This window comes from Sphingomonas sp. HITSZ_GF (genome assembly GCF_029543155.1).
GTDB lineage: Bacteria > Pseudomonadota > Alphaproteobacteria > Sphingomonadales > Sphingomonadaceae > Sphingomonas.
Map to the genome: position 1 here is coordinate 152,288 of NZ_JARQXA010000002.1, position 23,589 is coordinate 175,876.

Annotated in this window: 18 protein-coding genes; 8 read left to right on the forward strand and 10 right to left on the reverse strand. The window is 67.1% G+C overall.

Annotation, left to right across the window (positions count from 1 at the left end; genetic code table 11):
• Window positions 1-118: 118 nt before the first annotated feature.
• From P6144_RS06480 to P6144_RS06490, 3 genes are read right to left on the reverse strand one after another with little or no spacing between them, the layout of a single operon-like run.
• Window positions 119-874 (reverse strand): DNA-binding domain-containing protein, encoded by a 756-nt coding sequence (locus tag P6144_RS06480; protein ID WP_277766921.1) that lies wholly within the window; start codon window positions 872-874, stop codon window positions 119-121.
• Window positions 864-1,715 (reverse strand): DUF692 domain-containing protein, encoded by an 852-nt coding sequence (locus P6144_RS06485; protein WP_277766922.1) that lies wholly within the window; start codon window positions 1,713-1,715, stop codon window positions 864-866. Before P6144_RS06485 ends, P6144_RS06480 begins: the two co-directional genes overlap by 11 nt.
• Window positions 1,716-1,728: 13 nt before the next feature.
• Window positions 1,729-4,065 (reverse strand): ferritin-like domain-containing protein, encoded by a 2,337-nt coding sequence (locus tag P6144_RS06490; protein WP_277766923.1) that lies wholly within the window; start codon window positions 4,063-4,065, stop codon window positions 1,729-1,731.
• A gap of 201 nt (window positions 4,066-4,266) precedes the next feature.
• Here P6144_RS06490 and P6144_RS06495 point away from each other — a divergent pair, with 201 nt between their 5' ends.
• A complete protein-coding gene (locus P6144_RS06495) occupies window positions 4,267-5,016 on the forward strand; it encodes a CPBP family intramembrane glutamic endopeptidase (RefSeq protein ID WP_277766924.1) in 750 nt (249 codons plus the stop codon).
• A gap of 53 nt (window positions 5,017-5,069) precedes the next feature.
• Window positions 5,070-6,929, forward strand: coding sequence for a CocE/NonD family hydrolase (locus P6144_RS06500; RefSeq protein WP_277766925.1), 1,860 nt, complete (start codon window positions 5,070-5,072; stop codon window positions 6,927-6,929).
• A 153-nt stretch (window positions 6,930-7,082) separates the two neighbouring features.
• Here P6144_RS06500 and P6144_RS06505 read toward each other — a convergent pair whose 3' ends face one another.
• The 6 genes from P6144_RS06505 to P6144_RS06530 form a co-directional block, all read right to left on the reverse strand.
• Window positions 7,083-7,739 (reverse strand): heme-binding beta-barrel domain-containing protein, encoded by a 657-nt coding sequence (locus tag P6144_RS06505; protein ID WP_277766926.1) that lies wholly within the window; start codon window positions 7,737-7,739, stop codon window positions 7,083-7,085.
• A 10-nt stretch (window positions 7,740-7,749) separates the two neighbouring features.
• Window positions 7,750-8,523 carry an ABC transporter permease gene (locus P6144_RS06510; protein ID WP_277766927.1) on the reverse strand — a complete coding sequence of 258 codons (774 nt, stop codon included), beginning with the start codon at window positions 8,521-8,523 and terminating at the stop codon, window positions 7,750-7,752.
• 154 nt (window positions 8,524-8,677) lie between these two features.
• On the reverse strand, window positions 8,678-9,628 hold the full coding sequence (locus P6144_RS06515) for an ABC transporter ATP-binding protein (protein WP_277766928.1): 951 nt from the start codon (window positions 9,626-9,628) through the stop codon (window positions 8,678-8,680).
• 149 nt (window positions 9,629-9,777) lie between these two features.
• A complete protein-coding gene (locus tag P6144_RS06520; protein WP_277766929.1) occupies window positions 9,778-10,542 on the reverse strand; it encodes a DsbA family protein in 765 nt (254 codons plus the stop codon).
• Window positions 10,539-11,897 (reverse strand): M48 family metalloprotease, encoded by a 1,359-nt coding sequence (locus tag P6144_RS06525; RefSeq protein ID WP_277766930.1) that lies wholly within the window; start codon window positions 11,895-11,897, stop codon window positions 10,539-10,541. The genes P6144_RS06520 and P6144_RS06525 overlap by 4 nt, the downstream gene beginning before the upstream one ends.
• A gap of 136 nt (window positions 11,898-12,033) precedes the next feature.
• Entirely contained in the window at window positions 12,034-14,706 is a 2,673-nt protein-coding gene (locus P6144_RS06530; RefSeq protein WP_277766931.1) for a ribonuclease E/G, read from the reverse strand.
• Window positions 14,707-15,261: 555 nt separating this feature from the next.
• Here P6144_RS06530 and P6144_RS06535 point away from each other — a divergent pair.
• The 4 genes from P6144_RS06535 to P6144_RS06550 all read left to right on the forward strand — a co-directional run bounded on the left by P6144_RS06535 (window position 15,262) and on the right by P6144_RS06550 (window position 21,302).
• Window positions 15,262-16,476, forward strand: a complete 1,215-nt coding sequence (locus tag P6144_RS06535) for an N-acetylmuramoyl-L-alanine amidase (protein WP_277766932.1) — start codon at window positions 15,262-15,264, stop codon at window positions 16,474-16,476.
• A 286-nt stretch (window positions 16,477-16,762) separates the two neighbouring features.
• Window positions 16,763-19,276, forward strand: coding sequence for a transglycosylase domain-containing protein (locus tag P6144_RS06540; protein ID WP_277766933.1), 2,514 nt, complete (start codon window positions 16,763-16,765; stop codon window positions 19,274-19,276).
• Between the two features lie 131 nt (window positions 19,277-19,407).
• Window positions 19,408-20,535, forward strand: coding sequence for a peptide chain release factor 2 (prfB, locus tag P6144_RS06545; protein ID WP_277766934.1), 1,128 nt, complete (start codon window positions 19,408-19,410; stop codon window positions 20,533-20,535).
• A gap of 14 nt (window positions 20,536-20,549) precedes the next feature.
• On the forward strand, window positions 20,550-21,302 hold the full coding sequence (locus P6144_RS06550) for a class I SAM-dependent methyltransferase (RefSeq protein WP_277767415.1): 753 nt from the start codon (window positions 20,550-20,552) through the stop codon (window positions 21,300-21,302).
• On the opposite strand, the gene P6144_RS06555 is transcribed toward P6144_RS06550, so the two are convergent.
• Window positions 21,288-21,653 carry a JAB domain-containing protein gene (locus tag P6144_RS06555; protein WP_277766935.1) on the reverse strand — a complete coding sequence of 122 codons (366 nt, stop codon included), beginning with the start codon at window positions 21,651-21,653 and terminating at the stop codon, window positions 21,288-21,290. The genes P6144_RS06550 and P6144_RS06555 overlap by 15 nt on opposite strands.
• 159 nt (window positions 21,654-21,812) lie before the next feature.
• On the opposite strand from P6144_RS06555, the gene P6144_RS06560 reads away from it, so the two are divergent.
• Both P6144_RS06560 and P6144_RS06565 read left to right on the forward strand, forming a co-directional pair.
• On the forward strand, window positions 21,813-22,607 hold the full coding sequence (locus P6144_RS06560) for a thymidylate synthase (RefSeq protein WP_277766936.1): 795 nt from the start codon (window positions 21,813-21,815) through the stop codon (window positions 22,605-22,607).
• A 59-nt stretch (window positions 22,608-22,666) separates the two neighbouring features.
• On the forward strand, window positions 22,667-23,485 hold the full coding sequence (locus P6144_RS06565; protein WP_277766937.1) for a hypothetical protein: 819 nt from the start codon (window positions 22,667-22,669) through the stop codon (window positions 23,483-23,485).
• Window positions 23,486-23,589 lie beyond the last annotated feature (104 nt).

Consider the following 23,589-nt stretch of genomic DNA (forward strand, 5'->3'; position numbering starts at 1 on the left):
CTCCACTTCTTTCCCCGGCAAAGGCCGGGGCCCAGCCTTGAAAGTCACGCGCCCAGGCGCGCCTTCATCGCGCACTGCTTAGCCTGGGTCCCTGCCTTCGCCGGGGAAAAGGAAAAGCCTAGATACCTGCGATGATGCCATGCGCCGCCGCGAAGGGGAGCCAGCCCGCGAGGCGCGGTTCGGCCGGCACGGCGTGCGCCGGATCGCCGGGCAGCGCGACCAGCCAGTCGAACTGCCACGGCTCGAGCGGATGGCATGTCACCCGGTAGTGCGCGCGGGCGACTGCCAGCAGCATCGCCTCCGGGCGCGGCGGGATCGGATCGCCACCCGCCAGCATCGCGCTGAAATCGAAGGGCAACGCGAGCAGCCGCACGCTGTCCGGCCGCCACCAGAGCCGCGGCTCAGCGAGCGCGAGCAGCTCGGCGATGGCCGGCGCGACACCGGGATAGTCGCGTGACGGCAACCGCTCGATCCCCTCGGCGCGGTGGACTTCCGCCATGGTCCGCTCGATCCGGGCCAGCGCCGCCGGGATCGCGCCCACGTCCTGCGCCCCGCCCGGCGGGCGCGACGCCTCCAGCCAGTCGGCAAAGCCCGCGCCGAACGCGTAGAGCGTGTAGCTGCGCGAGGGGCAGGCCGCGATATAGCCCTGGGCGAACAGCTGGAAGGCGGTGGGCCCGGCGAGGGCGTGCAGCAGCGGGTATTCGCTCTCCAGGCATTCGATCAGCCGCTGGCGATAGCCGCGCGCATAGATGCCGATGCGGTCCTCGGCAGTCAGGCGATTGTCGCCGCGGACATGCGCGCGCGAACCGGCATCCGAATCGGCGAGAATCGCGTCCTGCATCCAGTGCTGGAGCGTGGCCAGATCAGGCGGCAACGGCGAGCCCCGCACGCACCTGCCGGGCCCTGGCGAGCTCGGCCGCCACCACGTCGAAGGGCGGGATGCTGGCGTCCCACTCGACCATCGTCGCTACCGGGCCACAGCGCTCCCAGACGCGCGCATAGAGCGGCCACACCGCATCGGGCACCGGCGCGTCATGGGTGTCGATCAGGTGGGTGCCGTGATCGCTCGGCCCGGCGAGATGGACCTGGACGACATGCGCCGCCGGGATCGCCTCGATATAGTCGAGCGGATCGAGCGCGTGGTTGAAGCTCGAGACATGGACGTTGTTGACGTCGAGCAGCAGCCCGCAGCCGGTCAGGTCGCACAGCCGCGCGAGGAACTCGGCCTCGGGCATCCGGCTGGCGCGGAATTCGAGATAGGTGCTGGGGTTCTCGACGATCAGCGGACGGCCGAGGAAATCCTGCACCGCACGCACCCGATCGGCGACATGGGCGAGCGCTGCCTCGGTGAGCGGCAGCGGCAGCAGGTCATGGCTGTTCACCCCCTGCACCCCGGTCCAGCAGAGATGGTCCGACACCCAGAGCGGCCGGAAGCGCTCGGCCAGGTCGCGCAACTTGGCGAGATAGGCCAGGTCGAGCGGCGCGGTGCTGCCGATCGATAGCGACACGCCGTGGAGCACCACCGGCCGGTGCGCCGCGACATGCTCGAATACGCGCAGGCCATAGCCGTGATTGTCGAGCAGGTTCTCGGTGATCGCCTCGAACCAGTCGACGCCCCACTGGTCCGGGGGCGTCGCCATCAGATGCGGGAAATGCTCCTCGCGCAGCCCCAGCCCGTCGCCGGGATTGGGCAGGCCGAGCCGGGGCTGCGTCATCGCCGCACCGCCCTCAGGTCGAGGGCGGATAGGCGAGGCGCAGGTCGTTCGGCGCCTGCTGGGTCAGGCCCGGCACCGGCTTGTCCGGATCGCCATTGACCTTGTAGGCGACGACCTTGGCAAAGGCCTGGAAGGCGATGTCCTCCACCTTGTCGCCGACCTTGAAGTCGATCGTGGCGATCTTCTTCGAAGTCGGCGCGCCGCAGCCCGAGGGGGTGGGCGTGGGCGCAGGCGAAGGCGTGCCGCACAGATTCTTGTCCGCCTTGGCTTCGGGCGCCCCGCAGCCCGAAGGCGACGGCGTGGGCTTGGGCGTGCCGCACAGCACCGGCTTGGTGCTGCCGACCAGCGCCCACACCTCCATCGTGCCCGCCTTGGGATAGAGCTGGAGCGCCGAGATCGGCACCGCGCAGCCACCGAAGCCGCCGCAGATATTGTCGCTCGGCGCGGTGTACATCGGGCCGCTCGGCGTGGGAGTGGGCGCGCCGCAGCTCGACGGCGTGGGGCTGGGCGACGGCGTGCCACACAGGCCGCCATAGCTGCGCAGCGTCACCGCCGAGCAGCCGCCACCCTTCACCGTGGTCGGCGTGCCGCAGCTGCCGCTCGCCACCGGGCTGGCCTTGGGCGCGTTCGAAGTCTTGGACGAAGCACCGCCACAGCTGCCCCCCGCCCCGCCGCAGCTGCCGCCGCCGCTGGTGAGCTGGACGAAGCCGCAACCGCCCTGGCCCTTGCACAGGTTCGAGCCGCGGCAGGTGTGGTAGATCGAGGTCTGCGCGCAGGCATTGGCGCCCCATTTGCCGCCGACCTCGGCAACGTCGAGGCCCTGGCAGGCATGGTTGACCACGTTCTTGTTCGGCTGGCCGACGCCCACCGACAGGTCCGGCGTCTTGCCGAACACCGCCCAGGCGGTCGACATGCGGTCGCCCGATCCCGCCATCGACGGGAACGGGAAGGACACGGTGGCGCCTGCCGGGTTCCAGTAATTGTCGAGCACGGTGGTGACGCCCTTGATCGCACCGCACACCGCCTGGCTCATCTTCTGGTAGTTGGCCGCGGCTTCCTTGCCGGCCTTCAGCGCATTGAGCGACGCCGCGATCTGATCGGGCGTGGCCAGGCCATAGGGATTGTCCTTCGGATCATAGCCTTCGGTGGTGAGATCCTTGCCACTCCACTTGCCGACCAGCGGCGACTGGTCCCAGGTCTCGAGCCCGCCGCTCCCCCGGATGTCCTCGATCTCGCGGAAGCGCGTATAATGGTCGATGCCGTCATTCTCGGCGCGTGCCGCGGCGTCGGACGAGGGGATCAGCTTGCCGGTCTGCGAATAGCTCGGATAGTCCGATGCGAGCGCGTCGCGATCCGGGCAGTAATGCGGATTGACCACGCCCTGGACGAGCTTGGCGCTCTCGTCCTTCAGCCGCTGGCCCTTCTCGTCATAGCGCGCACCGAGCGTGGCGCCTTCGCCCTGATCGGTGATTGCGTTCATCATGTTGAGCGCCTGTTTCAGCGCGATCTCGGGGTCGGTGAGCGCAATCGTGGTCTCGAAGCCCATGAACTCGCGCATCGGATGGCCGGGGAAGCTGAAGCTGTTGAACAGGTCGTTCTGCTGGCCCGAGGCGTCCATGACATGGTCCCAGAGCCGGGTGCCGTCCTCGTATCGGATCAGCAGATAGTCGCGGTAGCACTGGTACATATAGCCGATCGAGCCGAACATGATGTTGGCGTCGAGCTGCTCGATCGTGGTGTAGGGGAAAGGCACCTTGGGGAAATACTTCCCCTTGTTGCGGACGATGTCCTTCTCCGCCGTCTCCTGCGGCTGCTCGATCGCAAGGAACAGCTCGATCCGCTCCTTGTCGAGCGGGCCGACATTGACCGCGACCTTCTCGAACCGGTTGGTGTCCTTCAGGTCGACGATGCCGGGAATCTTGCTGAGCTTGGGCCCGTAGCAGGTCCAGCCATGGTTGCCGCTCTGCAGCGTGGTGGCGGTGAAGCTGGGCGTGGCGCCGACCGCGGTGGCAAGGTTCGCCGCCATCTGCAGGTGGAGCATCTCCTGGATGAACACCGAGAAGACGATGTTGAACGCCTTCTTGTTGCCCCAGCCCTTCTTGCCGGGCTTGTGCTCGAACACCGCGCTGGTCTTGGCGCCGGGCCATTGCCGGCCCTTGTAGAAGCTGTTCCCCTGGCTGGTGATCGGGTGCATCCCCGTCACCGAATAGAGCGAGGTCATGTAGAGCGGGATCGTGAACAGCTCGACATTGACTGCAGCCTGCGCGATCCAGCGCACCACCAGCATATCGGTTTCGAGGAACTTCTTAGGGCGCGCGGACAGCTCGCCGGCAACGTGCGTCAAGTGCATGACAATTCCCCCAAGCTTCGCAGAACTGCGATGTGCTTGAGTTCTACCAACCCTATTCGTCCGTCAATCGACGATAGGTCCGATATAGTTGCATGCTCTATTTGTTACGGTTGCCAGTCAATTTACACTTTTCTTTCGGAAAGGCGCATCCTTGCCTCGCAGGCGCCGTACGCTATTCCCGCAGGCGAGGAAGGAACGACCATGCCCGCCCCGATGCCGGCGCTGCTGCTGATCGTGTCGCTGGCGGTGCTGATCTGGTTCCGGCGCAACGACGTGCGCAGCTTCCGCCGCTTCCGCGCGGTCGACGACAGCGCTCGGCGCCAGCGCATATTCCTGCGTTGGGCACGCAACACCTGCCTGATGTATCTCGGCGTGCCGCTGATCGGGCTGGCGCTGCTCGGGCGGATCGAGGCGCTTTGGCGCGTCCCCGCCGACCTGTTCGGCCCGGCGCTGCTGGCCGCCCCCGGCCTCAACGACGATTTCCTGGCGCTGCTGGCCGGATCGGTCGTGGCGGGCGGCGTGCTCGGCGCGATCCTGGCGCTGCTCGTGCGCCGCCGCCGCAAGCCTGCGAGGACAGCGGTGCCGGGGCTCGACATCACGCCGATGGTGCCGCGCAACCGCGCCGAGCTGCTGCGCGTGATCCCGCTCGCGGTGAATGCCGGGATCAGCGAGGAAGTATTCTTCCGGCTCTATCTGCCGCTGCTGGTCGTCCTGTGCGGCGCCCCGCCCGCCTTCGCCTTCATCGCCGTGACGCTGATCTTCGGACTGCTCCACCGCTTCCAGGGCTGGCTGGGCGTGCTCGTCACTGCCGTGACGGGAGCGACCTTCGCGCTGCTATATCTGGGCACGGCGACCCTGCTCGCGCCGATCGCCTTCCACCTGCTGATCAACCTCAATTCGCTGGTGCTGCGCCCGGCGGTCGCTCTGCGGTTTCCGTCGCCCGCCGATTGACAGGCGCGACCCACCGGCTACCCCCTCCGCATCGAGTTCTCGGGGAGAATAGCATGCGGTTGGTCAGTCTTGTTGCCCTGGCGGTTGCCGCCGCCCCGATCGCCGCGCTGCCGGCCCGCCAGACTGCCCCCGCCCCCGCCCCGCAGGCCAGCGATGCCTTCACTTTCGAGGAAGTGATGATCCCGGTGCGCGACGGGGTGAAGCTCCACACCGTGATCATGCGCCCCAAGGGCCAGGCGGGCCCGCTGCCGATCCTGTTCCAGCGCACGCCCTATGGCGTGCCCGGCGCCGCGCCGCGCAGCACGCCGGCGAGCTGGGCGGCGCTGGCCAAGGACGGCTATATCTTCGTCTTCCAGGACATGCGCGGCCGCTTCGGCTCCGAAGGCGGCCCCTTCACCCTCTCGACCGAGATCAAGACCGGCAAGGGCGCGACCGACGAATCGACCGACGCCTATGATTCGATCGACTGGCTGGTGAAGAACGTGAAGCCGAACAACGGCAAGGTCGGCATGTGGGGCGTCTCCTATCCCGGCTTCACCGCCGCCGTCGCGCTGGCGCGGCCGCATCCGGCGCTCAAGGCAGTCAGCCCGCAGGCGGCGTGGACCGACTATTGGAAGAATGACGATTTGCACCGCTGGGGCGCAATGCGGCTGACCTATGCGGCCGACTGGGTGAACAGCCTGCAGGCCGACAAGACCAATGAAGGCATCCCGCTCTATGACGGCACCTTCGATACCTATGAGTGGTTCCTCAAGGCCGGGTCGCCCGCCGATATCGAAGCGAAATATTTCAAGGGCCGGGTGCCGCGCTTCCAGGAGATGATCGACCATCCCGACTATGACGAGCATTGGAAGAAGCAGGTCTGGTCGAACACGCTCGGCAAGACCACGGTGCCGACGCTCAACGTCGCCGGTTACTGGGACCAGGAAGACCCCTGGGGCAGCTGGCAGATCTTCTACAAGCAGCGCGAGAACGACCCGAAGAAGCTGGCGCTGATGGTGGCGGGTCCGTGGAACCATGGCGGCTGGCGCGGCGCCGGCAATGTGCTCGGCCGCGCGATCCCGATCGGCACCGATTCAGGCACCCAGTTCCAGCAGCAGGTCGAGGCGCCGTTCTTCGCCTATTGGCTGCACGGCACCGGCACCAAGCCCGATTATGCGCTGAAGAGCTTCCAGTCGGGATCCTGGCAATGGAAGACCTATACCCAGTGGCCGCTGGCGGACACCAGGCAGACCAGCCTGTTCCTCCATGCCGATGGCAGCCTGTCGTTCGACGCGCCGGCTGAGGGCGAGGGCTGCCGCGACTATGTTTCCGATCCGGCACGCCCGGTGCCGTTCCGCACCCACCCGATGTCGGCGACCTATGAGACGCCCGAATGGCGCCAGTGGGAAAGCGAGGACCAGCGCTTCGTCGACGATCGGCCCGACGTGCTGCGCTACGTCTCCGCGCCGCTGACCCAGGACCTGACCGTGACCGGCGCGATCACCGCGAGCCTGATGGCCTCGACCAGCGGCACCGACAGCGACTTCGTGGTCAAGCTGATCGACGTCTATCCCGAGGATTTCGAGAAGCCGAAGCGCGACTACGGCGCCTATGCCAAGTCGCTGAACGGCTATGAGCTGCCGATCGCGATGGAGATCCGCCGCGGCCGCTATCTCGAATCGTTCGAGAAGGCGACGCCGCTGGTGCCGAACAAGGTGATCGACTGGAGCTTCCCGCTGCGCGACCACGACCATGTCTTCAAGGCCGGGCACCGGATCATGGTCCAGGTCCAGTCGAGCTGGTTCCCGATGATCGACCGCAACCCGCAGACCTTCGTGCCGAACATCTACAAGGCCAAGCCGGGCGACTATCAGAAGGCGACGCAGAAGGTGTGCTCGGGCTCGGCGATCATGCTGCCGGTGGTTAAGTAGGGCACTAACCGAAAAGCCCTCCCCCTTGATGGGGGAGGGTTGGGTGGGGGTGCCCTCTCCGCAAGCGACATCGCCTGAGGCGCGCTCACCCTCATCCTTCCCACCGCCTTCGGCGGCGGGCCCCTTCCTTCTCCCATCAAGGGAGAAGGAGATTTAGGCGCCCTGCCCCTTCGCAGCGAGGATCTGCACCAGCGGGTTCGGCTTCGCCCCGCCCACGCGCTGCAGCGTGTTGCGGTCGCGGTGGTCGAACGGCGCGTCCTGCCCCTTTACGCGCAGCGTGGTGTGGATGTCGTAGCTCCAGCTGCCATCGTCGTGGAAGACGATCTCCAGCCGGTAGGCGTCGGTGCGGAAGGCATATTCGAGGAAATCGGTGGAGCAGATGCCGTAACTGGTCTCGCCGCGCTTCGCCTCGACGGTGAGGCCCTTCGCGTCGGGCGCGGCATGGCCGCAGGCAAGCGCCACCTGGCCGCGCGGGATCGCCAGCGTCTGCAGGATCATCCCCGCGGCGGGCTCCCACAACCAGTATCCCACCTGCTCGTGGAAGGTGATGTCCTCTTCCGCGGTGGTGATGTGGATATGGTAGCGCAGCCCGTAGAGGAGCTGCGGGCCGTTGGCCTGCGGGTCGATCGGCGCAAAATCGATCCGCTCGATGAACTCGCGCCGCTCGGGGCCGTCCGCCTTGGGGTTTAGATCGATCCCCTTGCGCGCCTGCCAGCTGCCCGCCAGCCGGGCCAGCGGCCCGAGATTGGCGAGCGTGTTCGGATCGACGTCCTCGGGCTCGGTGAAGATGTCGAGCGGAAACGGCGTCATGCTGGCCCCCTTAGTTCTTCAGGCGATACCCCGTGCGGAAGATCGTCACGATAAGCCCCAGGCACAGCGCAAGGAAGGCCGCGATGAAGCCCAGGCTCCAGCGCACGTCGATATCGCCGACATCGCCGAAGAACGCCCAGCGGAAGCCGCTGATGAGGTAGGCGACCGGGTTGAACAGGCTCACCGTGCGCCACGGCTCGGGCAGGAAGCTCAGCGGATAGAAGCTGCCGCCCAAAAAGGTGAGCGGCGTGAGGATCAGTGCCGGCACCACGTTGAGCTGTTCGAATCCCTTGGCCCAGATCCCGATAATGAACCCGAACATCGAGAAGCTGATCGACGTGAGCAGCAGGAAGGCGAGCATCGCCAGCGGATGATCGACGCGCAGCGGCACGAACAGACCCGAGGTGAGCAGGATGATCAGCCCGATCACCAGCGACTTTGTCGCCGCCGCGCCGACAAAGCCGACGACCAGCTCCACTGCCGAGATCGGCGCCGAGAGCAGCTCGAACACGGTGCCGGTGAACTTGGGGAAGTAGATGCCGATCGAGGCATTGGCGACGCTCTGGGTGAGCAGCGACAGCATGATCAGCCCGGGCACGATGAAGCTGCCATAGGGCACGCCCTCAATCGAGGGGATGCGACTGCCCATGCCGCTGCCGAACACGATGAAATAAAGCGAAGTAGTGATCACCGGGGTCGCGATCGACTGCCAGAGCGTGCGCAACGTGCGCGCCATCTCGAACTTGTAGATCGCCCAGATGCCGTGGAAGTTGATGCCGGTCATGCTGCGGCTCCCCGACTGATTTCCGTTCGCTCTGAGCTTGTCGAAGCCTGTCCTGAGCGACGCCGCAGGCGACGTCGAAGGGGGCGCCGCGCCGCAAGGGCGTTGCTGGAGGATGGGTGCGCTTCGACAAGCTCAGCGCGAACGGGGCAAGGGGTCATGCTGCGGCTCCCTCGTTGGAGGTTTCGCGCTGTTCGACCAGCCCGACGAAAATATCCTCGAGGCTCGACTTGGAGGTGTCGAGATCCTTGAACGCGATGCCCATCTCGCCGAGCTTCCTAAGCAGGGACGGAATGCCGGTGCGCTCGGCCTGGGCATCGAAAGTGTAGCGCAGCCGCGTGCCCTCGTCCTCGAGGCTGAGATGCCATTCCTCCAGCCCCGCCGGCACTTCGGTCATCGGCTCGACCAGCGACAGGTCGAGCTCGCGCTTGCCGAGCTTCTTCATCAGCTCGGCCTTGTCCTCGACCAGTAGCAGCTGGCCCTTGTTGATCACGCCCACCCGGTCGGCCATCTCCTCGGCCTCCTCGATATAGTGGGTGGTGAGGATGATGGTGACGCCGCGCTTGCGCAATTTCCCGATCATCTTCCACATGTCGCGGCGGAGCGACACGTCGACGCCGGCGGTAGGTTCGTCGAGGAACAGGATGTCGGGTTCGTGCGACAGCGCTTTCGCGATCATCACGCGGCGCTTCATGCCGCCCGACAGCTCCATGATCTTGCTGTCGCGCTTGTCCCACAACGACAGGTCCTTGAGCACCTGGTCGCAATAGTCCTGGTTCGGCGCCTTGCCGAACAGCCCGCGCGAGAAGCGCAGCGCGCTGCCCACTGTCGAGAACATGTCGACCGCGATCTCCTGCGGGACCAGCCCGATCTTGGCGCGGGCGGCGCGCGGCTCGCGCACGGCGTCATGCCCGTCGACCAGGATCGTGCCGGTGCTCGGCGTGACGATGCCGCAGATGATCGAGATCAGCGTGGTCTTGCCCGCGCCGTTCGGCCCGAGCAGCGCGAAGATCTCGCCGCGGCGAATTTCCAGGTCGACATGATCGAGCGCCTTGTGGCCGGAGCCATAGGTCTTGCTCACGCCGTTTATCGAAAGGATGGATGTCATGATGCCCCCGGGCCGGGAAAGGACCCGCTAAGTAGGCACCGCATCGCATCGCGGCAACCGGTCGGTACAAAAAGTCCGGAAAGTCACAAAGGTCACGTCAATCCACGCGCGCGGGCAAGCGCGGGCGCGCGACGAATCTGGCCTCGCGGCTACTTGCCCTTGCGTGCCGCAGCCACGGCCTGGGCAAGGCCCGCATAGTCGCGCGCGCCGTACAGGACCTGCTTGCCGACCACCCAGGTCGGCGTGCCGGTCATCCGCAGCTTCTGGCCGAGATCGCTGTTGGAGAGCAGTTCGTCCTCGACCGCCTTCGACTTGATCGTCGCCTCGGCCCGCGCGAGGTCGAGCCCGGCGAGCCTGGCCGCAGCGGCGATGTTCTCCGTGCTCGGCCCATCGGTCGCATAGAGCGCGCTGTGGAAGGCGAGGAACTTGCCCTGCTCCGCCGCGGCCAATGCCCAGCGCGCGGCAACCACGCTGTCCGGCCCCAGCACGGGGATTTCGCGATAGACGATGCGGACCCCGGGGTCGGTCTTCAGCAGCTGCTCGATCGCCGGCAGGCTGGCGCGGCAATAGCCACAGGCATAGTCCATGAAGGCGACCACGGTGACGTCGCCCTTGGGATTGCCCGCCCAGGCGCCGGCATAGGGCGTCTCGACCCGCGGGCCGATCGCCGCCAGCGCCTTTTGCGCGGCGTCGGACTGTTCCCTCTCCGCCTTGGCGCGCTCGCTCGCATTGTAGCGATCGACCGATTCCATCAGCACCTCGGGATGGGCGATGATGTAGTCGTGCATCGCCCGGTCGGACCCGGCATGGGGCAGCAGCGCCTGGAGGCCTGCATAGGCGCCCGCGCCCAGGAACGCGCACAGCACCAGCGCGGCGGCCAGCGCCAGCGGAGACCGCAGCAGCCGCTCGATCATCGATCTTTCTTCTTCTTCCGGATTTCGTCCCAGGCGGTCTGGGAAACCATGTTGATGTCCTGCGCGCGCACCCAGTCGGCCGAGCCTTGGGGAAGCCCCGCCATCGCGGCGCGCGAGCTCATCAGCGCGGTGCCGACATCGCCCATCAGATGCGCCCGCTCGGCCGTGGCGAGCGCGGTGCGCGGCTCGTCGCCCTTGCGGTCATAGACGGTGCCCAGGTTCATCCAGGCAAAGGGATTGTCGTTGTCGCGTGCCACCGCGGTCTTCAGCACGCGCTCGGCCTCGTCGAGATTGGCCTTGTCCTCGGTGGCGAGCAGCGCGTGGCCGAGCGTGGCGGCGATCAAAGGCTGGTTGCCCGACAGCGCGGTCGCCTCGCGCAGCGGCGTGATCGCGCCCCTGGGATCGCCCGATTCGAGCATGATCTGCCCTTCGAGCTCGAGGAAATAGGGGTCCTTGGGCGCCGCCTTGACCAGCGCCGCGGTCTCCGCCGCCGCCTGCTCGGGATAGCCCGATTTGTGATAGGCATAGGCGCGCGCATAATGCGCCTGGATCGACTGGTCGTTCGCCGGATATTTGGACAGCGTGTCCTTGGCGTCGTTCACATAGCCGCGCAGCTTGGCCTGGACGCGCTTGAAACGCGCCTCGAGATCGGGATCGTTCGGCTTCTTCCAGCTCGGCGCGTTCATCAGGTCCGCCTTCAGCGCCTCGACGCGGTCCTGCGACATCGGGTGCGTCTGGGCGAAGGGATCGACCTCGGGATTGCTGGTGTAATAGCCGTAGCGATGCATCTGGGCGGTGAGCTTGTCGAAGAAGCTCAACATGCCGCGCCCGCTGATCCCGGCGCTGTTGAGGAACTTGGCGCCCGCGGCGTCGGCCGAGCTTTCCTGGACGCGGCTGAAGGCAAGATACTTGCCGATCGCGGCACGCTGGCCGGCGGCGAGCACACCCATGCCCGCCTCGCCGCTGCCCGCCGCCATCGCGGCGACGCCGAGCAGCAGGCTGAGGATCGAGATGTTGGTATAGCCGCCGTCATGCTGGAACACCGCATGGCCGCCGACGATATGGCCGATCTCGTGCGCGATCACGCCCTGCACCTCATTGGCGCTGGAAGCGGCGTCGATCAGTCCCGAATGGACATAGACGATCTGCCCGCCCGCGACGAAGGCGTTGATCGAGCTGTCGTTGATCAGCACCACCTTGCCATTGGCGGGCGAGAGCCCGGCGGCGATGAACAGCGGCTTGGCCATATCGCCGAGCAGCGCCTCGGTCTCGGCATCGCGCAGGATGGACTGGGCGGCGGCCGGCTGGATCCAGAGCAGCAGGGCCGCGGAGAGCAAGGCGTAGAGACGCTTCATGGCCGTTCCTATCCCCCCATTTCGGCGCGCGATCAATGGCGTTGGCCGTGCGCGTGCCTCGATGAACCGCGACTGAAGCCATGAAAAAGGGCGCCGGTCCCGTGGAACCGGCGCCCCTTTCATCCTGGCTTGCGGATCAGGCCCCGAAGGTGCGCTGCCACCAGCCGCGACGCGGGCCGTCACCGTCCTCGTCGGCTTCGGCACCTTCCTCGAGCGTCACGTCCTGCGCGACCGGCGCGGCTTCCGCGACCGCAGGCGCCGGAGCAGCTTCCGCCGTCACTGCCTTCTTGCGGGTGCGCTTGGGCTTGGCGGGCGCTGCTTCCGCGGCGACCGGCTCGGGTGCCGGCGCTTCGATTGCAGGCGCGGCCTCGGCCTCCACGGCCTCGACCCCTTCGACTTCGCTCAGGGCAGGCTTCTTCTTGGCGCGGCTGCGCTTCGGCTTGGCCGGGGCTTCCTCGGCAACCGGCTCGGGCGCCGCCTCGACGGGTGCCTCGACCGCAGGCGCGGCTTCGGCCTCGACGGCTTCGACCTTCTTCTTGCGGCTGCGCTTCGGCTTGGCCGGCGCTTCCTCGGCAACCGGCTCGGCCGGCGCTTCGGCTTCCGCCATCTCGGCGACGTCGCTCACCGGCGCGTCCTCGCCCTCGACGGCGTCCTCACCGCCCTCGGCGCGATCGCCACGGCGACCGCCGCGGCGGCCACGGCGGCGGCGTTTGCGGCCGCTTTCACGGCCCTCGCCTTCGCCCTCGGCAGCGGCCGGGGCTTCCTCACCCTCGGCAGCCTCGCCTTCGGCTTCCTCGCCGCCCTCGGCCTCACCCTCGACGGCCTCGCCGTCCTCGCGGCGGCCACGGCCCCGGCCACGGCGGCGGCGGCGGCGCTTGCCGCGACCCTCGCCTTCGCCCTCGTCGCGCTCGCGGCGGCCTTCGCGGCGATTGCCGGCCTCGGCCTCTTCCTCGAACTCCTCCTCTTCCTCGTCGATCTCCTCGACGTAGTCGTCGTCCTCGGGCTCTTCGATCAGCTTCTCGAACCTCGGCGCATGCGCCGGCGGCGGGCCCGAAGCCTCGACCGACATGCGCGCGCCCTCAAGCTCGCCGTCCGACAGGATTTCGACGGTGACGCCGTAGCGGTCCTCGATCTCGGCGATGTCGGCGCGCTTCTTGTTGAGCACGTAGAAGGCGGCTTCCTGGCTCGCACGCAGCGTGATCAGCGAGCCGCGGCCGCGGGCGGCCTCGTCCTCGATCAGGCGGAGCGCCGACAGGCCCGCCGACGAAGCGGTGCGGACCAGGCCGGTGCCTTCGCAATGCGGGCACTGCACGGTCGACGCTTCGAGCACGCCGGTGCGCAGGCGCTGGCGGCTCATCTCCATCAGGCCGAATGCCGAGATACGGCCGACCTGGATGCGGGCGCGATCGTTCTTCAGCGCCTCCTTCATCGCCTTCTCGACCTTACGGACGTTCGAGCCATGATCCATGTCGATGAAGTCGATCACGACGAGGCCGGCCATGTCGCGCAGGCGGAGCTGGCGGGCGATCTCGTGCGCCGCCTCGAGATTGGTCGCGGTCGCGGTCTGCTCGATATTGTGCTCGCGCGTCGAGCGGCCCGAGTTGATGTCGATCGAGACGAGCGCCTCGGTCGGGTTGATCACCAGATAGCCGCCGCTCTTCAGCTGGACGACCGGGTTGTACATCGCCGAGAGCTGGTCCTCGACGCCGGCGCGCTGGAACAGCGGCACCGCGTCGGCATATTGCTTCACCTTCTTGGCGTGGCTCGGCATCAGGAGCTTCATGAAGTCCTTGGCCTGGCGATAGCCGTCCTCGCCCTCGACGATCACTTCGTCGATGTCGCGATTATAGATGTCGCGGATCGCGCGCTTGAGCAGGTCCGAATCGCCATAGACGAGCGCCGGAGCGGTCGACTTGAGCGTGTTCTCGCGGATCCCGTCCCACAGCCGGGCGAGATAGTCGAAATCGCGCTTGATCTCGGTCTTGGTGCGCTGGAGGCCGGCGGTGCGGACGATGCAGCCCATCGACGGCGGCAGCTTGAGGTCCGCCATGATCGTCTTGAGGCGCTTGCGATCGGCGGCCGAGCTGATCTTGCGCGAGATGCCGCCGCCATGCGCGGTGTTCGGCATCAGCACGCAGTAGCGGCCGGCGAGGCTGAGATAGGTGGTGAGGGCCGCGCCCTTGTTGCCGCGCTCTTCCTTGACGACCTGGACGAGCAGCACTTGGCGACGGCGGATCACGTCCTGGATCTTGTAGCGGCGGCGCAGATTCATGCGGCGCTGGCGCAGCGCCTCGGCCGGGCTGTCCTCGCCGCCACCCGAGCCACGGCGCTTGCCGCGACGACGGCCGCGGCCACCCTCTTCGCTCTCGCCTTCCGAGGTCTCGCCTTCGGCGTCCTCGTGATCATGGTCGTGCTCGTCCTCGTCGTCCTGCGGACGCTCGAGCACTTCTACGCCGTCATCGCCGTCGAGATGATCCTCGTCGCCTTCCTCCTCGGCGCGCAGCGCGGCTTCCTCGGCGGCATGCTCGGCCTCTTCGCGCAGCAGCGCGTCGCGGTCTTCCTTGGGGATCTGGTAATAGTCGGGATGGATTTCGCTAAAGGCCAGGAAGCCGTGGCGATTGCCGCCATAATCGACGAACGCCGCCTGCAGCGACGGTTCGACGCGGGTAACCTTGGCCAGATAGATATTGCCCTTGAGCTGCTTGCGCTCGGCGGACTCGAAATCAAACTCCTCGATTCGGCTTCCCTTGACGACGGCCACGCGGGTTTCCTCCCGGTGGCGTGCGTCGATCAGCATACGCATGGTCATTTATGATTCTCCGGGCGCGCCGGCCCAAGCCCTCTGAACTGGGGTTGCCAAGGGCTCGCGCAGGCGCGCGATATACAATGCGGCCTTGGCCGGCATGCATGCCGGCTGCGGTCTCGCAGGTTTCGAAAACTGCTGCTGCTCGATGCGCACGCGCGAACCGGTGGTCCGCCGACTCCGCCGTCATCACGCGGCCGGCCATCTGGGCCGGTCGGTGTGAGCGTTGCGGAAATTGCCTCATGCGAGCGTCAACCTGAACTGTCGCGGCAGATGTGGCCGCGGGAAAGGCCCGGCGCAAGGGCCGGACGAAGCTGCGTAGCACCGCTCGTTCGACGCGGCAACCTCGCGACTTTCCAATGCCCTAACCGGCAAGGCTCCCGGCAAGGCTTTGCCGCGTTGCCGGCAAAAATATGCCGAATCCGAAATTAACCGCATAGTTTCACTGCGATTTGAGGCGCGCATCCTAGTCCGGTCTCGTCAGGGCAGACGCGTAACTCAGAGTATCAATCTATGGTTTTGGGCTGGACCCCTCCGGTCCCGACGCGGCATACCGCGCGGGTGCTGTTCCTGCTCGCCTTGCTCTCCGGTTGGCTGACCGGAGTTCCCAGCTGGGCGGGTACCGTTCAGGAAGTGCGTGTGAAGGGCGATCGCGTGATCGTCCGCTTCGACACGCCCGTCTCGCAGGCAAGCGCCTTCGTGCTGGCCGGGCCGCAGCGCATCGTGCTCGATGCCAAGGGCGCCGAGCCGGGCAATCGCGCCTATGCCGATGGACCGGTGGCCAATATCCGACAGGGCTCGCAGGGGCCCGAAGGCGCGCGGATCGTGCTCGATCTCGCACGGCCGGCGATCGTCACCGAAGGCAAGTTCGGCAACGACGGCCGCACGCTCACGCTGCAGCTGCGCACCGTCGATGACGCGCAGTTCGCCCGCGCCGCGGCCGAGCGGCGGATGAGCTTCCTGCCGCCCTTCTCCTATGTGCAGCCCGCGGGCCGCAGCAGCTACAGCGCCTCGATCGCGCTGCCGCGGCGTGCGCCTTCGGCCGCGCTGCCGCGCATCTATGGCGCTGCCGATCGCCCGCTGGTGGTGATCGATGCCGGCCATGGCGGGCACGATCCGGGCGCGATCGGCGCGAACGGGCTGCGCGAGAAGGACCTCACCCTCAAGGCCGCGCTGGCGATGAAGGACGCGCTGCTCGCATCGGGCCGGGTCCGCGTGGCGCTGACCCGGGACGACGATCGCTTCCTGGTGCTCCAGGAACGCTATGGCCTCGCCCGCAAGCTGGGCGCCGACCTGTTCATCTCGGTGCACTGCGACAGCGCCGGCAATGCCGACGCCTCCGGCGCGACGATCTATACGCTCTCCGAAGTCGCTTCCGACAAGGAAGCGGCCCGGCTGGCGGCGCGCGAGAACAAGGCCGATATCATCGCCGGCGTCGATCTCGGCAGCCAGAACCCGGATATCAGCTCGATCCTCATCGACCTCACCCAGCGCGAGACGATGAACATGTCGGCGAGCTTCGCCCGGTTGCTCGGCCGCGAGGCGCAGCCGCTGATGCCGATCAAGGCCAATTACCACCGCATGGCCTCGCTGATGGTGCTCAAAGCACCGGACATGCCCTCGGTGCTGTTCGAGACGGGCTACATCTCGAACAACAGCGATGCCGCCTTCCTCGCCTCGGACGAAGGCCGCCGGAAAGTCGCCGAAAGCGTGCGCAAGGCCGTCGAGATCCATTTCGCGACGCGCATGGCGTCGCGGACGCTGGCGGCCCGCTGATTGCATCCCCTCACTCCCCTCGTGCCTCATTATAGAGGCGCGCAGGGAAAGTGGTTTCGGCACTAGAATATTCCCGTTCCTGATTAAATCCTCCCCCAGCTTGTCTGGGGGAGGGGGACCGCCGCCGAAGGCGGTGGTGGAGGGGCCGGCGCAACGCGCCGGTGCTCGGCGCCCCTCCACCCCGACGCTTCGCGTCGCGGTCCCCCTCCCCGAGCAAGCTCGGGGGGGATTTGAGAATAGACTCCCCGCTTCCTTCCCCGGCCAATCCTGCTAAACCGCGACCCGCATGTCCGACGGTTCGACTTCCAGCGTAAAGATGCGCATCAAGCGCGAGATCGGGGGCTTCAAGGGGCTGTTCGGTCGCGTCCGCCACCGCTGGTGGTTCCGAATCCTCGCGGTGCTGGCGCTGCTCGCCGGCGTATTCGTCTTCCTCGTCTGGCTGTTCATCGCGCGCAACCTGCCCTCGGTCGACACGCTCAAGAACTACGAGCCGCCGCTGCCGACCAACGTCCGCTCGGTCGAGGGCCTGCCGATCCACAGCTATGCGCGCGAGCGCCGCGTGCAGCTGAGCTTCGCCGAATATCCCACCCAGCTCGTCCAGGCCTATATGTCTGCCGAGGACAAGACCTTCTTCGAGCATCACGGCGTCGATTTCCCCGGTCTGGTGCGCGCCGCCTTCCAGGGGCTGGTGAGCGGCTCGACGCCGCGCGGCACCTCGACGATCACCCAGCAGGTCGCCAAGAACCTGCTGGTCGGCAACGAAAGCAGCTATCTGCGCAAGGCCAAGGAAGGCATCCTGGCGTGGCGCATGGAGGACGTGCTCACCAAGCAGCAGATCATGGAGCTGTACCTCAACTCGATCGAGCTGGGGCGCAACGCCGGCGGCGTCGAGGCGGCGAGCCAGGCCTATTTCGGCAAGGAGCTCGGCCAGCTCACCCTGCCGCAGATGGCCTATCTTGCGATCCTGCCCAAGGGCCCGTCCAACTATGATCCCGAGCGCCACACCCAGCGCGCACTCGATCGCCGCAACTGGGTGCTCGGGCAGATGCTCGAGAACGGCTTCATCGACCAGGCCCAGCATGATTCGGCCGTGGCCGCGCCGCTAGGCACCGTGCCGCGCCAGACCCCCAAGTTCGAGCGCGTCGGCGGCTATTTCACCGAGGAAGTGCGCCGCCAGCTGCTCGACAAGTTCGGTGAGACCGACGAGAGCGGGCCGTACAGCGTTTATTCGGGCGGCCTGTGGGTGCGCACCTCGCTCGATCCCAAGCTCCAGCAATATGCCCAGAAGGCGCTGCGCGACGGCCTGCTGCGCTACGATCGCGGCCGCGGCTGGTCCGGGCCGATCGGCCACGCCGATGTCGGCAAGAGCTGGCTCCAGTCGTTCCTCAACACCAATATCGGCCTCGACTATGAGGATTGGCGCGCCGGCGTGCTGATCGAGCGCGCGGGCGATGGCTGGCAGATCGGCTTCGACGACGGCTCCACCGGCACGCTGCCCAAATGGGCCGCGACCATGCCGGTGCGCGGCAAGGGCGGCCAGGCGTTCGATGCATTCAAGCCCGGCGATATCGTCGCGGTGGCGCCCGAAAAGGGCGGCCAATATTCGCTGCGCTCGATCCCCAAGGTCTCGGGCGGGATGGTGATCGAGGATCCGCGCACCGGCCGCATCCTGGCGATGCAGGGCGGCTTCGATTCGCGCATCCAGAGCTTCAACCGCGCCACCCAGGCGCAGCGCCAGCCGGGCTCGACGATCAAGCCGATCGTCTATGCCGCCGCGCTCGAGCAGGGCATGACCCCCGCCTCGATCGTGGTCGACGGCCCGTTCTGCGTGTGGCAGGGCGCCAATCTCGGCCAGAAGTGCTTCCGCAACTTCGGCAATGCCCGCGGCGCCGGCCCCAAGACGCTGCGCTGGGGCATCGAGCAGTCGCGCAACCTGATGACGGTGCAGATCGCCAACCAGACCGGCATGGATCATGTCGTCGACCTGATGCAGCGCATCGGCGTATCGCGGCAGAAATTCCCGCCTTATCTCTCCTATGCGCTGGGCGCGGGCGAGACGACCGTGATGCGGATGGTCAACGCCTATTCGATCCTGGTGAACCATGGCCGCGCGCTCAACCCGACGCTGATCGACTTCGTCCAGAACCGGAAGGGCCAGGTGGTGTGGCCCGAGAACTGGCGCGCCTGCGAAGGCTGCAACGCCCCCGACTATCGCGGCGGCGCGATGCCGCGCCCGGTGAGCCGCGCCAAGCAGGTGATCGATCCGCTCTCCGCCTATCAGATGGTGCATATCGCCGAGGGCGTGGTCCAGCGCGGTACCGCCACGGTGCTGCGCGACCTGGGCCGGCCGATGATGGGCAAGACGGGCACCACCTCCGGCCCGACCGACGTGTGGTTCGTCGGCGGTACCCCGCAGATGATCGGCGGCCTCTATCTCGGCTATGACACGCCGGTGAACCTGGGCGGCTATGCCCAGGGTGGCTCGATCGCGGCGCCGATCTTCAAGGAATTCGCGATCCCTGCCTTCAAGGACATGGAGAAGCTGCCCTTCATCGCGCCGCAGGGCATCCGCATGGTCCGCATCGATCGTGCCAGCGGCAAGCCGGTGACCGGCGCCTGGCCGTCGAGCGATCCGCTCTCCAGCGTGATCTGGGAAGCGTTCAAGCCCGATACCGAGCAGCGCCGCGGCCGCCGCGGGCAGGACGAAGGCACCGAAACCAAGGCGGTGGAGAAGAAGGCCGAGCCGAAGAAGCAGGAAGGCGACAGCGACTTCTTGCAACGCGAGGGCGGAATCTACTAGCGCGGATACCTATATCGTTGTCCCGGCCCTTCTCGTCATCCCGGCGAAAGCCGGGATCTCAGGCCGTTGAAGCCCGAGGCACGAGATCCCGGCTTTCGCCGGGATGACGGAAAGATTTGGAGTTACTGAATATGCGCGCCGAAGCGCAGGCTCATGTCGACAACATCAAGGAGTCGCTCGCGCTGCTCCGCCGGTTCCTCGATTGGGACCGCGCGCTGCGCCGGCTCGACGAGCTCAATGCGCGCGTCGAGGACCCGACTCTGTGGAACGACGCCAAGCAGGCCCAGGACGTGATGCGCGAGCGCCGCCGCCTCGACGAGGCGATCGGGGCCACGCGCGCGATCGAGACCGAGCTCAACGACACCGCCGAGCTGATCGAGATGGCCGAGGCCGAAGGCGACGAGGAAATGGCGAGCGAAGCCACCGCCAGCCTCGCCGCGCTGGCGGAGCGCGCCGAGAAGGACAAGGTGATGGCCCTGCTCTCGGGCGAGGCCGACGCCAACGACACCTATGTCGAGATCAACTCGGGCGCCGGCGGCACCGAAAGCAACGACTGGGCGGGCATGCTCCAACGCATGTACACGCGCTGGGCCGAGCGCCACGGCCTCAAGGTCGAGCTGGTCGACTTCCACGCCGGCGAGCAGGCGGGCATCAAGTCGGCGACGCTGCTGATCAAGGGCGAGAATGCCTATGGCTATGCCAAGACCGAGAGCGGCGTGCACCGCCTCGTCCGCATCTCGCCCTATGACAGCGCCGCGCGCCGCCACACCAGCTTCTCCTCGGTGTGGGTCTATCCGGTGATCGACGACAATATCGAAGTCGAGATCAACGAGAGCGAGCTGCGCATCGACACCTATCGCGCATCGGGCGCGGGCGGCCAGCACATCAACACCACCGATTCGGCGGTGCGCATCACCCACTTGCCGACCGGCATCGTCGTGCAGTGCCAGAACCAGCGCTCGCAGCACAAGAACAAGGCCGAGGCCTATAACCAGCTGCGTGCCCGCCTTTACGAGCGCGAACTGGCCGAGCGCGAGGCCGCGGCCAACGCGACCAACGCGACCAAGACCGATATCGGCTGGGGCCACCAGATCCGCTCCTATGTCCTCCAGCCCTATCAGCTGGTGAAGGACCTGCGCACCGGCGTGACTTCCACTGCACCTTCGGATGTGCTCGATGGAGACCTCGACGCGTTCATGGCCGCCGCGCTATCCCAGCGCGTGACCGGCGAGACGGTCGAAGTGGAGGATGTCGATTGAGAACCGGCCCCGCCCTGTTGCTGACGATCGCACTGGCCGCCTGCAACGGCGCGCCGGTGATCGACAACAAGCAGCAGAGCGCGCCGTCGACCAATAACGGCTTCCCCGCCGCCGACCGGCCGGTCGCCTCGATCCTGTCGCCGCGCTGGTCGACCGAGGAAGCGCGCGACCGGCTCAACGAAGCGGCGCAGGTGATGGACCTGGCCGGGATCAAGCCGGACATGACCGTCGCCGATATCGGCGCGGGCGAGGGCTATTACACGATCCGCCTGGGCCAGCGCGTCGGCAAGAAGGGCCGTGTCGTCGCCGAGGACATCGTGCCCGACACGATCCAGAAGCTCGCCGGCCGCGTGATCCGCGAGCGGCTCGACAATGTCAGCGTGCGCCTCGGCCTGCCCGCCGATCCGCGCCTGCCCGAGGACAGCTTCGATCGCGTGCTCATGGTGCACATGTACCATGAGATCGAGAGCCCCTACGAATTCCTGTGGCGGCTGCGCCCCGCACTGCTCAACCCCGGCGGCCAGGTCGTGGTGGTCGACGCCAACCGGCCGACCGAGCTGCATGGCACCCCGCCCGAGCTGCTCAAATGCGAGTTCGCCGCGGTCGGCTATTCGCTGGTCTCGATCAAGCCGATGCCGTCCGCCGGCGGTTATATCGCGATTTTCGAGGCAAAGGGCGATCGGCCCGAGCCGAGCGCGATCCGCGCCTGCAAGAGCGGCAAGACCGCAACGCCGGCCAGCGTGCCGACCGACTCAAAGGAACCCTAGGCTCCGGAAGCTGGTGATGCCGCGCGCGGCGACCACCAGGTGATCGAGCAGCTGCACCCCGAGCGGATCGAGCGCGCGGGCGAGCCGGCGCGTCGCCTCCCGATCCGCTTCGCTGGGCGTGGGATCGCCGCTCGGGTGGTTGTGCGCCATCACCAGCGCGGTGGCGTCGAAGGCGAGCGCGTCCGCCGCGATCGCGCGGATCGGCAGATCGAGCCGGTCGCGGTGCCGCGAGCGGACATGGCGCATCCCCAGCACCTGTTGCTCCACACCCAGATAGACGAATGCCAGCACCTCTACCGGCTCGCGCGCGAGCGGGGCGAACAGGTCGCCCGCGGCTTGCGGATCGCGCAACCGCCAGGGATGAGGCGTTCCGGAAGCCATCGCCCCGTCCCTGCCACTGCGCACCGCTGCGTCGAAACGCTACCGCGTCCGGAGTGGCGCGGTATTCGTCCACAACGGACATGTCATCCACAGCTTGGCGGCGCGTGGGCCCGGGGCTAGGCTGGCGGCATGCAGCAATATCTCGACCTGATGGAACGCGCGCTCACCCAGGGTGCCGAGCAGATGGACCGCACCGGCACCGGCACCCGCAGCGTGTTCGGCCACCAGATGCGCTTCGACCTGTCGGCGGGCTTCCCGCTGCTCACCACCAAGAAGCTGCACCTGCGCTCGATCATCATCGAGCTGCTCTGGTTCCTGCGTGGCGACACCAATGTGAAGTGGCTGCAGGAGCGCAAGGTCAGCATCTGGAACGAATGGGCCGACGAGGCGGGCGAGCTCGGCCCGGTCTATGGCAAGCAGTGGCGCGACTGGGAGGCGACGGACGGTCGCCATATCGACCAGATCGCCGAGCTGATCGAGATGCTAAAGACCACGCCGCATTCGCGCCGCATGGTCATCTCGGCCTGGAACCCGGGCGACCTCCACGCCATGGCGCTGGCACCGTGCCACTGCCTGTTCCAGTGCCATGTAGCGAACGGCAAGCTGAGCCTGCAGCTCTACCAGCGCAGCGCCGACATCTTCCTGGGCGTGCCGTTCAACATCGCCAGCTACGCACTGCTCACCCATATCCTCGCCCAGCAGACCGGGCTCGAGGTGGGCGACTTCATCTGGACCGGCGGCGACTGCCACCTCTATTCGAACCATCTCGACCAGGCCCGCGAGCAGCTGAGCCGCACTCCGGGGCCGGCGCCGCGGCTGGAAATCCTGCGGAAACCGGCATCGATCAGTGACTATGACTATGAGGATTTCGTGATCCACGACTACGTCGCCCAGCCGCACATCAAGGCGCCCGTAGCGGTATGAAGCGGCTGACGGCCCTGCTCCTGCTTTCCCTGACGGGGCAGACGGACGCGGGCCCGGCCGTGCATCAGGTCATCCCTTCCGAGGCGGACCCGGCGATCGGGGCGTTCGACGATCCAAGCGTGGCGATCGCGCCGCCCGGCCTGCCCGCCGATGCGCCGCTCGCGATCTTCCTTCCCGGCACCAACGGCATTCCGGGCAACGGCCCCCTGCTCCGCGTTGTCGCCCAGCAGGGCTACCGGGTGCTGTCGCTGATGTACAATGACAGCCCGGCCGTGGTCGGCAAATGCCCGCGCGATCCCGACCCCGCCTGCTCGGGCGATTTCCGCGAGATGCGCATCCAGGGCACGGGCAAGTCGAAGGCCGTGCAGAACAGCGCCGCCGAATCGATCGATGCGCGGCTGGTTTCGACATTGCGCAAGCTCGACCATGACTATCCGGGCGAAGGCTGGGGCCGCTATCTCGATGGCGACGCGCCGCGCTGGGGCAACATCCTCGTCTCGGGCCTGTCGCAGGGCGCGGGCATGGCGGCCTGGATCGCCAAGCGTCACAAGGTCCGCCGCGTCGTGCTCTTCTCCAGCCCCTGGGACTCGACCGGCGCCGATTCGCACCCCGCGCCCTGGCTCTCCGAGCCCAGCGCCACGCCGATCGCGCGCTGGCAGGCCGCCTATAATGCCCGCGAGAACACCGCCAACCTGATCGCGCCGGCCTATGCCGCGCTGGGGCTGGGCAAGGCGCAGATCCACATCTTCACGCTCGATCTGCCCCAAGCGCTGCAGACCCGCAGCCCCAATCCCTATCACGGCATCGGCATCCGCGATCTGCGTTATGCCCCCCAGTGGCGCGCCATGTACGGCAAGGGCAGCTCGGCGGCGGAATAGCCCTACTTATCCTCGCGCAATCTCCGGACGATCCATCCACAGCTTATACACAACCGTTCGACACATTCGCTCGCAACGAAATTTTGTCCGAGGGATTCCCTGAG